A 12,172-nucleotide genomic window follows, 5' to 3' on the forward strand; every position below is an offset into this window, starting at 1 on the left:
CGCAGTCGGCTCCGGGTCACTTCCGCTGGTGCAGCGTGATGTCGACCACCAGCGCGCGGTGGTCGGTGCCGGTCAGGCCGACGAAGCGGGCGTCGGCCGTGGAGAAGTCCCGGGACACCAGGACGTGGTCGATCTGGGCGCCGAGGACCGGGGAGGTGCGGGCGGGCCAGCTGGGGGTGCGGTCGTGTCCGGCGAGGCGGGCGGCGTCGTACAGGCCGGCGTCGAGGATGCGGCGGAAGGCGGCGTGGTCCTGGGAGGCGTTGAAGTCGCCGGCCAGCACCGTCGGGGTGTCGTCGTCGGCCTCGGCGAAGTCGCGCAACCGGCCCAGCTCACGGCGCCAGACGTCGAGCTGTCCGGGCAACGGGGGCATGGGGTGGGCGAGTTGCAGGCGCACCCGGTGTCCCTGGACCTCGGCGACGGCCCCGGGCATGCCCATCGTGCCGCGGACGCCGTCGGTGCCTTCGAGCGGGTAGCGGCTGAGCAGCAGTGAGCCCGCCGAGCCGCCCGCCGCGACCGCCTGCCGGTGGGGGTAGGCGCCGCCGAAGTCCCGCTCCAGGGTGGCCCGGCAGGTGTACTCGCACTCCTCGACGAACACCACGTCGGGACGCAGCCGCCGGATCTCGGGGGCGAGGGCGCCGGTCGCCCGCCCGAACTCGACGTTCGAGGTCAGCACCCGCAGCCGGGCCAGGGGCGCGCCGGTGGGCTCCGTGCTCCTTCCGTACGGCTCGATGAACCACGCCAGCAGCGCGAGGGCGGCCACCCCCCACACCAGCCCCGTCCACCACCGCGCGAGCAGCGCGCACAGCAGCGCCACACCGGTGGGGAGCAGGAGCCAGGGCAGGAAGGCCAGCAGCTGCGGTACGGGGGTGACGCCGTCGGTGTCGGCCAGCCGGCAGCCGACGACCGCGCTCACGCCGGCCAGCAGCAGGGCGGCACACCACACGCGGAGCCCTCGCCCCGCTCGCCGGGGGTGGTCGGCGCCGTACTCCCCGTGCTCCCCGTTCGGACCGAACGGCCTTGTCCCGGAACCCCGGACGGGCTGGTGGGTCACGAGCCCGAGGGTACGCCGTCACACCTGCGCGCGCGTGGGAGCCGGGGCGGTCGCCGTCGCGGCCGCGCGCCGACGTCGTACCAGGCGTACCGCGCGCACGTACCGGGTGAGCCAGGCGGTCAGCGCCACCGTCAGGCCGAGGCCCACCAGCAGCCAGGACACCGTGCGCAGGGTGGCCGTGAGCGCGTCGTAGACGGCGCCCGCGGCCGCGTGGGGAACGTCGGCGGGCAGGTCGGCGAGGGTGAGACCACGGCCGACGGCGAGGGCGACGCCGAGCAGGGCGCCGCCCAGGGCCGTGCCCAGGCCGGTGGCGACGATCGCGCGACGGCGGTGGACGGCGAGCGCGATCCCGGCGACGGCGAGGACCACGGAGGCGACGGGGAGCCAGAAGCCGGCGACTTCGAGCACGTGGAAACCCTTCCGGAACGGGGTCAGTCGGCCCGCCGGGAGCACGGTGACCGCGGTGTGCTCGACGGGGATGCGGGCCGCGAGCGGCACATGGTCCTGGGCGAGTTGCTCCTTGACCTGGGCGGTGACGGGGGCCAGATCGACGAACACGGCGCTCTCGCCCCCGCCGTCCTCGTCGCGCAGCGCCCGCAGGACGGCGTCGTGCGTGGCCCGGTTGCCCGCGTCCCAGGCCAGACGGAAGGCCCGGGTCTGGGTGAAGGAGCGCACCGCGTCGTGCACGAAGGGTCCGACCGTGCCCCGCATCCGGCGGGTGTCGAAGCGGTCGTCCACCTCGCGCATGATTCCGGCCCCCACGGTGTCCGCCACGGCGTCCCGCACGTCCGGGTCGGTGGCGAGGGGCGCCATCGTCGTGACGTACCGGCCGGTGTCGGCGAGCGTGTACGCCGCCCAGGCCGCCAGTGCGCCGAACGGCACGAGGAGGCAGGACAGGGCGATCAGCGCCGCCGACAGGGCGCTCCTGAGGCGTGGGGGCACGCTTTCAGGCAAGGGCCTGGGGGCCGGGAACGCGAGCGGTGCGCCTGCATTCGGGGGCATTTGGGGCAACGGGTCCAACCGAACGGGGGTCGCCCCGACGGTCCCTTCGACGGGGCGGCGACCATGCGCTCCGGTGGAGGGATCACCCAAACGGGTGTTTCCTGGTGTTGGGGAGGGACGGGCTCAGGCCCGGCACTCGCGTGGACCACCGCATGGACGCCGTCGAGCATCTGGAGCCTGCTCGGCGGCCGGTGAGGAGGGAACAGGGGAGCGCGTGGGCCCCGGCAGTCCGGCCGGGGCCCACACGTGCCCCACGGATCAGCGGATCCGGTGTCCCGCCGCGTCCTCGTGCGTGTAGTAGCGATAGAACAGCGTGACGAACACCAGCGCGCCGATCGCCAGGCCCAGGATCGCGGACTCCAGCGGGGTGTGACCGCGGCCGCTCAGGCTGAACAGGAAGCCGACCGCGATGCCCGCGAAGGCGCTCCACAGCACCGCGTGCACCTCCCGCGGCAGCCGCGGGGCCAGCGTCTGCAGACCCATGTACACGGCGAAGAACACGATCGCGGTCACAAAGCCGAACAGCAGGTTCCAGCCGGTGATGGGGCCGCCGTAACGGGTGTTGGCCGCGGCCCAGTACCCGTAGATGAGCCCCAGTACCGCGGGCGTCACCCACCTGGCGATCGCATGGGTCCGTTCGCTGAAGACGTCGGGTGGTGCGCCGCGCCGGGCCACCGTGCCGGTCGCGGGTGCCGCATGAGCCATGAGAGCACTCCTCTCTCTCCTCGCCCCCGCCTTCCAGAGCACACCTGGGGGGACCGCCTGGCAAGTCGGAAAAGGGGTCCGGATGCGACCGGAATCACCGCGTGCTTGGCTGAGCCGCGTGACCCACGACCCGGACCTGCGCCGGCAGCAGCTGCTGCGGATCCATGGGCGGAGCGTCGCCTGGCTGGCGCCGCTGCTGCTGCTCATCGTCATCGCGGTGATCGACTACTACACCGGCGAGCGGTTCCGGATAACCTCCTGGATCGTCCTGGTGCCCGGTATCGCCGCCGCGATCTGCGGGGTGTGGACCACGGCGGCGTTCGCGGTGGTCTCGGTCGTGGTGTACGTCCTGATGAACAGCGTCTATCCGAACGAGTTCCACGCGGGCCTGCCCGACTTCATCCTGGTCGCCATCGGCGGTGTCCTGGCCACGCTGGCCTGTGCGGTCCGGGTGCGCGGCGAGCAGCGCATGCTGCACATGCGGGACGTCGCCGAGACCACCCGCCGTACCGTGCTGCGTCCGCTGCCGCCGGACTGGGCGGGGCTGGAGCACGCGGCGGTCTACCTCTCCGCGGACACCGAGGCCCGGGTGGGCGGCGACTTCTACGACATCCAGCCCGGCCCGTACGGCGCCCGCGTCCTCGTCGGGGACGTGCAGGGCAAGGGCCTGGGCGCGGTGGAGACCGCGGCCGCGCTGCTCGGCACCTTTCGGGAGGCCGCGTACCACGAACCGGACCTGGTGACCGTCGCCGCCCGCCTGGAGATCCGTATGCTCCGCCACCGCGGCCACACGACCGCCCTCGGCCGCGACGACGCCGACCGCTTCGCCACCGCCGTCCTGCTCGGCTTCTCGGACGACCGCCCCGGAAAGGTCGAGGTCGTCAACTTCGGTCACGAACCCCCGCTCGCGGTCGGCCGTGACGGCGTACGCCCCCTGCCGCCCGGCGACCGCCTCCCGCTGGGCATGAACGACCTCGTCGCCACCGACGGCCCGTCTCCCCCGGTCACAGTCCCCCTCGCCTCGGAGACGACGCTGCTGATCACCACGGACGGCGTGACGGAGGCCCGGGACGGCCACGGTGAGTACTACTCCCTCGCCGACCAGGTCGCCCGCGCCGTCGCCGCCGACCCTGACGTCGCCGACCCGCGGCGCCTGGTCGGCCACGTGCGCGACGGCGTCCTGCGCCACAGCGGCGGTCGTCTGGGCGACGACACCACGATCTTCGCGGTCCGACGGCTCCAAGGAGCCGCGTTGGGAGGACGATTGCCGTCCTGACGCCCCCCTTTGCAGCCGCAGCGGTTACGGTGCTGCTCTGACCGATCACCGGGACCGACGACCGCGGACCGACGACAGGGGGGACGATGCCCGGAACCGTGCTGCTGCTCGCGGCCTCGCCGATGGGCCGTGGGCAACTGGTGGACGCGGCCTCCGTCCTCCCCGTCCTCGCGGCCGTCGCCCCCGCCGTGCTCTCCGGCACGGACACCGCCAACGTGGTCGAACTCGCCGACCCGCTGGAGCCGCAGGCCGTCCTGACCCGGCTGCGCGCCGCCGCGGCCGCCCCCGGTCCGCTGACCGTCTTCGTCACCGGCCAGCTCCAGCTGGACCGCCGTCAGCGCCTGCCCCATCTGGCGCTGGCCCGCACCACCCCGGCGACCGTCCGCTACACGGCCTTCCCCTGGCACTGGATCCGCGAGGAGCTGCGGCTGCGCCCGAACGGCGCCACGACGCTGGTCGTCGATCTGCACGCGGACGCCGAGACCTGGGAGCAGCTGACCGCCCGTCCGCTGGACTCCGGCCGCAACAACGCCGTTTACGGTCGCATCGCACCGCCGCCGTCCCGCCGCGGCGCCGGCCTGCCGTCGTACATGAAGGCGGTGGCGACGATCCTGCGCAGTGGACACCGGCCGCCGCTGGAGCAGTTGCACCAGCAGGCGGTCGCCCGGCTGGGGGCCCAGGCCGCCACGAACGTCCTGCTGACCGCGCGGGTGCCGCACAGCGGTGATCCGCACGCGGCCATCGCCGCCGCCGTCGAGGCCGGGCGGCACGTGGAGGCCGACGGGCTCGCCGCGCAGTGGGAGCAGGCCGCGGTGCGCGCGCACGGGCCCGGTTCCGAGGACGCGCTGCACTGGGCCGAAGTCCGTGCGGATCTCGCGATGTTCGCGGGGGACGCGGCGCGCAGCTGCCGTACCTGGCTGACGGTCGCCACCGCCCGGCTGGCCGCCGGACAGGCCGTGGACGCGCCCGCCGTGGAGGCGGCCGCGGACCGGGCGCACCACCAGTGGGGGCGTATCGACGACAGAACGCGGGCCCGTGAACTCGGGCCCGCGCTCGCGGAGTTGAGGCTCAGGGTGCCGGGGCGGAAGCAGGGTGCGCTGGACCATGTCCAGCAGCAGCTGCGTCAGCTCCAGACCCAGTGAGACCCCGGCCGGCCGGTCGGCCGAGGTCTCAGTCGGTGGCTCAGCTGGTGAAGGTGAAGTACTTCCAGGCGCCGTGCGTCGTGGAGTTCACGGTGTCACCGGAGCTGCTGTTGAGGTACGAGGAGCGGGCCCGGAAGCGCCAGCCGACGTCCTCGCCGTGGTTGCCGCCCAGCTCCACCTTGGACACGCCGTTGGAGCCCAGCGGGAAGTACTGCGAGCCGGCGTCGTACCAGGTGCCCTGGTAGTAGACCTGGAACTGCAGCCGCTGCTGACGGCCCGGGAAGTACGACATCGTGGTCGTGAACAGCGGGTTCTTGGACTTGTGGAAGAAGTAGTAGGTGTGGCCCCACGTGCTCTTCGTCTTGTACTGCCGGCTGACCGACATGGACACCTTCACCTTGGCGCCGACCGTGCTGGACACGGAGCGCGGCTGGTAGCGGGCGTCGCCCGTGAACTTCGCCGTGACCTTGGTGTCCCGCTTCAGGTCCAGGGTGACCGACAGGTTGCCGCTGGAGTTGACCGTGCCCTTCTTCACCAGCTTGTTGGGCTTGTCCGAGCCGAACGGATCGGCCCAGATCTCCACGGTGCGGTTCTTGTACGTCGACCCGAGGTGCGCCGTGAACTTCACGTCGGTGCCGTACGAGTACACCTTGCCGTTGTTGTTGACCGTCAGCGTCGGCCTGGCCCGGGAGACGTCGACGGTGTCGGACGCCTTCGCCGCGGCGTGGTCGGCGTCGCCCGCGTACGCCACCGTGTACTTCACCTTGCCGCCGGCCGGCGGGGTGTCGGTGAAGGACCAGGTGCCGTCGGCCTTGACCGTCACCGGGGTGAGGGCCTTGCCGTTCGGGGACTCCAGGTCGGTGCGGGTGACCGTCAGCTGGGTGCCCGCGGGCAGCGCGATCGTCGAGGTCGCCTTGCCGGTGACGGTGAGCTGCTTGGCGCGCGGGGCCGACGCCGGGGCGTTCACCGTGAGGTTGGTGGCCGCCTTGGCCGGGGCGTCGAACTCGCGCAGCGAGTACACGCCCTCGCTGTTGGAGGTCACCGCGAACAGGCGGGAGGCGTCCGGTGCCCAGGCCAGGCCGCCCGGGGCGAGGGTGTCCGCGCCGCTGGTGTTCCCGGTGTTGGGGAAGTCGTAGGTGCGCACCGCCTCGCTGCTGCCCGGCCGGAAGACGTAGACGTCCGGGTCGTACCAGGCGAAGCTGCCGCCGGCGACGGTCCCGTTGGGGGCGATGGCGACCGAGTTCGGGTAGGCGGTGCTCGTGTACTTGCCGTCCTCGTTGAGGTCGGCGGTCTTGAACACCTGGTGGTAGTAGGGCGCACCGCTGGCCACCACGACGTCCTTGCCGTCGGGGGTGACCTGGAGGTCGCCGAGGTTGCTGCCGGCCTCACGGGTGGACGCCAGCTTCTTGGCGGTGCCCGACGAGACGTCGTAGGAGGCGATCTCGGCCGGGCTCTGGCCGAGGGCGCCCGCGACCAGGGTGTCGGAGCCCGGTGCCGCGTCCAGCAGCGGCGCCGCGTACCAGCCGTTGTCCTGGCCGAGGGTGACCTCGTGCGTCTCGCTCGCCAGGTCGACGGAGCCGATGTTGCCCTCGGTGGAGCCGCCGTAGCCGAACCACAGCTTGCCGCCGGCGAGGGCGACGCTGAGCGGCTTGTCGCCCACCGGGTACCGGGTGGACTCGGTGTCGGTCGCGGTGTCGATGACGGCGATCGCGTCCAGGTCCTGCACGGCCGCGTACAGCGTGCCGGAGTCGGCGGACAGCTCCAGGCCGGTGACGCCGGACAGATCGGTGGTGAGCTGCTTGACGACGTTGCCGGCGTAGTCCGTGACGACGATCTTGCCGTTGCTCGGATCGCTGATGAAGACCTGCTGGTGGACGCCGTCCACCACGATGTCGCCGGACTGCTTGATCGGCAGGATCTTGCCGGTGTCGGCGAACGCCGGCGTGGCGGCCAGCGCCGCCGAGCTGAAGAGGACCGCCAGGGTGGTGGCAGCCGTGAGAGTGCGCATACGCACGCTGATTCGAACCCCCCGGGTACGAATGGAGAAAACCGGACGCCACGGAACACGGCTGTTGTGTGTGTGCCCTGTGAGCCATGTGTGGCGGATGCAAGAAGACTAGGAGGGGAACACTAGGTCATGCCACTGACAAAAGGGCGAGCGCCCCCGAGACGAGCGTCCGCACGCCCGGTGCCACGGTGGCGAGGTCGGGCGCGAAGTGCGGGCTGTGGTTGCTCGGCACCTGCTGGACCTTCTCCATCAGCTCGTCGCCGGGCGCCTGCTGCCACACCTCGGCCGGAGTGGTCGTCACGAACCAGTAGGAGTACGGGATCGAGCCCACCGCCAGCTGCGGGAAGTCCTCGCTGCCCATGGCCGCACCCGGGTCGAAGACGGTCCCGGCGCCGAAGACCTCGCCGTGCACGGCGGCCACCCGGCGGTCGGTGTCGGCGTCGTTGACCATCACCGGGAAGGTGGCGTCGACCGTCACCTCCGGCTCGCGCGGGCAGCCGGCGGCCAGGCACTCGCCCCGTGCGATACGCCGGATCGCGGCGAGCATCCGCTCCCGCACCGCCTCGGACTGGGTGCGCAGGTTCAGGGCGATGCGCGCCTCGGACGGGATGATGTTGTGCCGGGTGCCCGCCTCGATACGGCCCACGGTCAGCACGGCCGGCTCAGGGGCGGCGAGTTCACGGGAGACGACGCTCTGCAGCCGTGTGACCAGATACGCCGCCGTCACCACCGGGTCCACGGTCGACTCGGGCCGCGAACCGTGTCCGCCCCTGCCGTGCACCACGATGTCGACGTCCGTCGAGGCGGACATGATCAGCCCCGGCGCGTGCGGGTACAGCCCGGCCGGTCCCGGCGCCGCGTGCTGCCCGAGCAGCACATCGGGGCGCGGGAACCGCTCGTACAGCCCGTCCTCGACCATGCGCCGCGCGCCCTGCCCGGTCTCCTCGGCGGGCTGCCCGACCGCCAGCAGCGTGCCCGACCAGGTCTCCCGCCCCGCGGCCAGCGCGGCGGCCGCCCCGGCGAGCCAGGTGATGTGCAGATCGTGTCCGCAGGCGTGCATCAGGCCGTCCGTCCGCGAGGCGTACGGCAGCCCGGTCTCCTCCTTGACCGGCAGCGCGTCCATGTCGGCGCGCAGCAGCACCACCGGCCCGTCCCCGTTGCGCAGCACCCCGGCGACACCGGTCCCGCCGACCCCCTCGGCCGTCTCGAACCCGGCCGCCCGCAGCCGCCCGGCGAGCTTCCCGGCGGTGCGGTGCTCGCGCAGGGACAGTTCGGGATGCCGGTGCAGATCCCGGTAGAAGCCCTCAAGGTCCGGGACCGGGAGATCGGCGGTGAGGTCCAGCGCGGTACGAGCGGCGGGAGAGGTCACGAGGTCAGCGTAGGCCCCGGGCGGCCGGCCGGCGGCCCGGGGAGACGCGCGCTGTACCAGTCATGGAACGGCCCTATCGAGCCGTCTTGGCTGTCTGTACGGTCTGCTGGACCGGGTGGGCGTCGGCCGCGCGGGCCGGGCCGGCGTTCGCCGCCGTGATCAGGGCGATCACCGCCACCACGGCGGCGGCCAGGCCCCTGGCGGTGGGGGTCTCCCCGATCGAGCGCATGCGGGAAGGGGGGAGCGTGGAGGGGCGTCCGTAGCGTTCGTGCACGGCAACCTCGCAACAACAGCGACGTGTTAAGCATGTTTAATGCGCGGTTTAACCTAGAGGCTGATGGAGTCCAACGGCAAGGGGCACTGGGGCAGTTGGGGGCGATTGCGGTGCAGGAGCGGGACGATCCGGAGATCATCGGGCGGCGGGTGCAGCAGCTGCGCACGGAACGGGGGCTGACGCAGCGGCAGTTGGCCGAGCCCGCCTACACGCCCGCCTACATCTCCACCCTGGAGGCGGGGCGGGTGCGTGCCTCCGACGACGCGCTGCGGCACATCGCCGGGCGGCTCGGGGTCGCCTTCGAGGAACTGGCCATCGGGCGGCCCGCCCACCTCGCCACCGATCTGCGGCTGCGGCTCACCGAGGCACAGCGCACCCTGGCCACCGGGGAGGCCGAGGAGGCGGCCGCGCAGTACGCCGCCTTGTTCGCGGAGGCGGAGACGCACGCGCTCCCGCTGGAGCAGGCCACCGCGCTGCTCGGACTCGGTGAGTGTGCGCTGGACACCGGAGACCTGGCCGGGGCCCGAGGGCACTTCGAGCGGGCCGAGGAGCGGATGGCGGGGGAACCGCTGCCGCTCCGGGTGCCCGCGCTGCGCGGGCGGGCCGTCTCGCACTACCTGGCGGGTGAACTCCGGTACGCCGTCTACCTGCTGGAGTCCACGCTCGACGAACTCAACCGCGGCGGTCTGCACGACCCCGACGCCCTGCTGCTCCTGTACGCCAGTGTCATCGGCCCCTACATGGACATGGGTGCCCATGCCCGCGCCGCCCAGGCCGCCGAGTTCGCGCTGGCCCTCGCCCCGCACGTCGCCGACCCGGCGCTGATCGCCCGGATGCACCGCTCCGTCGCCCGCACCCTGCTCGCCGAGGGCCGGGTCGCCGAGGCCGACGCCTCGCTGGCCAAGGCGGCCGAGCTGTACCGCCAGCTGCAACTGCGCACCGAACTCGCCAACTGCCACTGGATGCGCGGGTACGTGTACGCCCAGGACGGCGAACTGGAGCGGGCCGAGGGCGAGTTGCGGGAGGCCATGACCATGCTCTCGGCCACCCGTGCCGCCCTCTACAGCAGCCAGGTCGCCGTCGAACTCGCCGACGTACTGCACCGGCGCGGAAAGTCCGACGAGGCCGCCGGACTGCTGCACGGGGTGCTGGGGGACCTGTCCTCCGAGCGCGGTGCCGTGCACTCCGCCGCCGCGCACCGGCTGCTCGGCATCATCGCCGAGGACGCCCGCGAGACGGAGGCGGCCGAGGAGCACTACGTCCGCGCCCTGAGCCTCCTGGAACGGGCGGGCGCCGCCGGCGACCTCGCCGACCTGTGCCGCCTGCTCGGCGACCTGCTGCGCCGCACCGGCCGAGTGGAGGCCGCGCTGGACGCGTACCGGACGGGTCTGGGTCACCGGACGGCCCCGGGCACCACGACGCTCGGCCCGGCGCCTGCGCAGCCGCCTTTGTGAGGGTGCGGGGGCTTTTTTCGGCCACGGCGTCGTGCTGCCTGTTGGGTGATCTGCTGCGTCGTACCGGCGAGTGGGGGCCGCATTGGACGCGTACGGGACGGGTCTGGGTCACCGGACGGCCCCGGGCACCACGACGCTCGGCCCGGCGCCGGCGCAGCCTCCTTTGTGAGGGTGCGGGGGCTGTTTCGGCCACGGTGTGGTGGGTAGTCGGTAGGCCCCTTCCGACGGGAGCGTCGCTCGCCCGGGCCCTTCGGGCTGTGCCGATGCTGAAGGAGGCGGTGCAGGTGCAGCGGGTCGACGAGGCGATCGTCGAGCGGCTGCGGGGCATGGCGCCCTGGGCCGCGCCCGGGCGGGTGTGCGCCCTGGCGGTGGAACTGCTGCCGGTCACCGGCGCGAGCGTGTCGCTGTGCGTCGGGGGACTGCCGCTTCGGATCGGGGCGAGCGACGAGGCGGCGGCGGGCATGGCCGAGCTGCAGACCACGCTGGGCGACGGCCCGAGCCTGTACGCCGCCGGGATCGCCGCGCCCGTGCTCGCCCGCGACCTCACGGCCGTCCCGGCCGTGCTGCGCTGGCCGGTCTTCGCCCATCAGGCGACGGCCGCCGGGGTACGGGCGGTCACGTCGATACCGCTGGGCGTCGAGCCGGTCTGCGTGGGCACCCTCGACCTGTACGGCGCCGAACCCGGCGATCTGGACGGCGGCGATCTGCACACCGCGCTGGTTCTGGCGGGCGTCCTGACCTCCGCTCTCGTCGCCCTGCCCCGCGTGGAGGAAGGTGCGGAGGAGAGCGCCTACCCGCCCGGCGGGGACGGGCTGAGCGGTCTGACGGCGGGCCACGGCCAGATCCACCGGGCCGTCGGCATGGTCATGGCCCAACTACGGGTCCCCGCGGACGAGGCGCTCGACCGGCTGCGCGGATTCGCGTTCGCGCGCGGCCGTACGGTGCTCGACGTGGCGCAGGACCTGGTCGAGCACCGCGGGAGCCTGTACGCGGACTGAGCGCCGGGTCAGGCCTGCGCGCGTCCCTGTTCCCGGACCTGGGCGAGACGCCGGCTGCCGAGTTCGAGGGCCTGGGCGACGGCATCGGAGGGCGGGGTGCCCAAAGAGCCCTCGGTGAGGACGATCGCGTCGTCGCCGACGCGCACGACCGCGACGTCCACGGTGAGGGTGACGGCCTCGCCCTCGTCGTCGACGGTCTGCCCGGTCAGCGTCACCCGTAGGCCCTGCCGGGCGTCCCCGACCTGCGGCAGCTGGGCCTCGTAGACCTGGACGGTCTGGGGCCCCGCGCCGGTGGTGGCCGCCGAGAACTGCGCGCACGTCTGCGGCAGCGTCCTCAGCCAGGCCAGCGCGCGGTCCACGTCGGCCCTGCGGTCGCCGGCCACCTGGTAGCGCAGCTGCGCCTGGTCGTCGCCGTCGTCGAGGGCCGTCACGGCGTACGCCCCCGCCGACTGGCCGAGCAGCTCGTCCGCGTACAGGGCGTCGAGCAACTGCTGGCACTGAGGGGCCGCGGTGGCCGCCTTCAGCAGCGTGTCCCGCCAGGTGGCGGCCCCCTGGGTCGGCCCCCACGGCACCCCCAGATCCGCCTCCGTGATCAGAGCCGACCTCGCCTGGGCCGCCGTGAGCGCGGGGCCGGCGGACGGGGAGAGCTGTCCGGCGGCGGAGGCGGCGGGGGCCGCCCGCCGGGCCGCCTTCCCGGGCTGGCCTGCCAGACAGCCGGAGGCCGTGACCAGCACTCCGACGGCGAACACGGAGGCGGTGAGGCGACGGGCCGGGCGGACGGACATGGCGGGGCCTCCTGAGCGTGCCGGGGACCGGGTACGTGTGTGATCTCACGGCACCACCCCTCGGCCCCGCCCACCAGCGCGACGAGCCGTCCGGGTGAGGCGCGGTGG

At 73.3% G+C, this 12,172-nt stretch carries 11 protein-coding genes; 4 read left to right on the forward strand and 7 right to left on the reverse strand.

Features of this window, described 5'->3' with window-relative positions:
- Positions 1 to 16 precede the first annotated feature (16 nt).
- The 3 genes from AB0I54_RS14220 to AB0I54_RS14230 all read right to left on the reverse strand — a co-directional run bounded on the left by AB0I54_RS14220 (position 17) and on the right by AB0I54_RS14230 (position 2,758).
- Positions 17 to 943, reverse strand: a complete 927-nt coding sequence (locus AB0I54_RS14220) for an endonuclease/exonuclease/phosphatase family protein (RefSeq protein ID WP_363296516.1) — start codon at positions 941 to 943, stop codon at positions 17 to 19.
- Between the two features lie 126 nt (positions 944 to 1,069).
- On the reverse strand, positions 1,070 to 1,993 hold the full coding sequence (locus AB0I54_RS14225; RefSeq protein ID WP_363296259.1) for a hypothetical protein: 924 nt from the start codon (positions 1,991 to 1,993) through the stop codon (positions 1,070 to 1,072).
- Between the two features lie 318 nt (positions 1,994 to 2,311).
- A complete protein-coding gene (locus tag AB0I54_RS14230; RefSeq protein ID WP_363296261.1) occupies positions 2,312 to 2,758 on the reverse strand; it encodes a hypothetical protein in 447 nt (148 codons plus the stop codon).
- An 82-nt stretch (positions 2,759 to 2,840) separates the two neighbouring features.
- Here AB0I54_RS14230 and AB0I54_RS14235 point away from each other — a divergent pair, with 82 nt between their 5' ends.
- Both AB0I54_RS14235 and AB0I54_RS14240 read left to right on the forward strand, forming a co-directional pair.
- Positions 2,841 to 4,034 carry a PP2C family protein-serine/threonine phosphatase gene (locus AB0I54_RS14235; protein ID WP_363296262.1) on the forward strand — a complete coding sequence of 398 codons (1,194 nt, stop codon included), beginning with the start codon at positions 2,841 to 2,843 and terminating at the stop codon, positions 4,032 to 4,034.
- Between the two features lie 86 nt (positions 4,035 to 4,120).
- Entirely contained in the window at positions 4,121 to 5,176 is a 1,056-nt protein-coding gene (locus AB0I54_RS14240) for a hypothetical protein (protein ID WP_363296263.1), read from the forward strand.
- A 40-nt stretch (positions 5,177 to 5,216) separates the two neighbouring features.
- On the opposite strand, the gene AB0I54_RS14245 is transcribed toward AB0I54_RS14240, so the two are convergent.
- The 3 genes from AB0I54_RS14245 to AB0I54_RS14255 form a co-directional block, all read right to left on the reverse strand.
- On the reverse strand, positions 5,217 to 7,190 hold the full coding sequence (locus tag AB0I54_RS14245) for an Ig-like domain repeat protein (protein ID WP_363296264.1): 1,974 nt from the start codon (positions 7,188 to 7,190) through the stop codon (positions 5,217 to 5,219).
- A 121-nt stretch (positions 7,191 to 7,311) separates the two neighbouring features.
- Entirely contained in the window at positions 7,312 to 8,553 is a 1,242-nt protein-coding gene (locus AB0I54_RS14250; protein ID WP_363296265.1) for an amidohydrolase, read from the reverse strand.
- A gap of 73 nt (positions 8,554 to 8,626) precedes the next feature.
- Positions 8,627 to 8,782: a hypothetical protein gene (locus AB0I54_RS14255; protein WP_363296267.1), complete on the reverse strand. Its 156-nt coding sequence runs from the start codon at positions 8,780 to 8,782 to the stop codon at positions 8,627 to 8,629.
- 155 nt (positions 8,783 to 8,937) lie between these two features.
- Between AB0I54_RS14255 and AB0I54_RS14260 the strand changes: the two genes are divergently transcribed.
- Both AB0I54_RS14260 and AB0I54_RS14265 read left to right on the forward strand, forming a co-directional pair.
- A complete protein-coding gene (locus tag AB0I54_RS14260) occupies positions 8,938 to 10,281 on the forward strand; it encodes a helix-turn-helix domain-containing protein (protein ID WP_363296517.1) in 1,344 nt (447 codons plus the stop codon).
- Positions 10,282 to 10,544: 263 nt separating this feature from the next.
- Positions 10,545 to 11,279, forward strand: a complete 735-nt coding sequence (locus tag AB0I54_RS14265) for a GAF and ANTAR domain-containing protein (RefSeq protein ID WP_363296268.1) — start codon at positions 10,545 to 10,547, stop codon at positions 11,277 to 11,279.
- A gap of 8 nt (positions 11,280 to 11,287) precedes the next feature.
- Here AB0I54_RS14265 and AB0I54_RS14270 read toward each other — a convergent pair whose 3' ends face one another.
- Positions 11,288 to 12,064, reverse strand: a complete 777-nt coding sequence (locus AB0I54_RS14270) for a hypothetical protein (RefSeq protein WP_363296269.1) — start codon at positions 12,062 to 12,064, stop codon at positions 11,288 to 11,290.
- Positions 12,065 to 12,172: the final 108 nt, after the last annotated feature.

The sequence above is a fragment of the Streptomyces sp. NPDC050625 genome, from assembly GCF_040654755.1.
Taxonomy (GTDB): domain Bacteria; phylum Actinomycetota; class Actinomycetes; order Streptomycetales; family Streptomycetaceae; genus Streptomyces.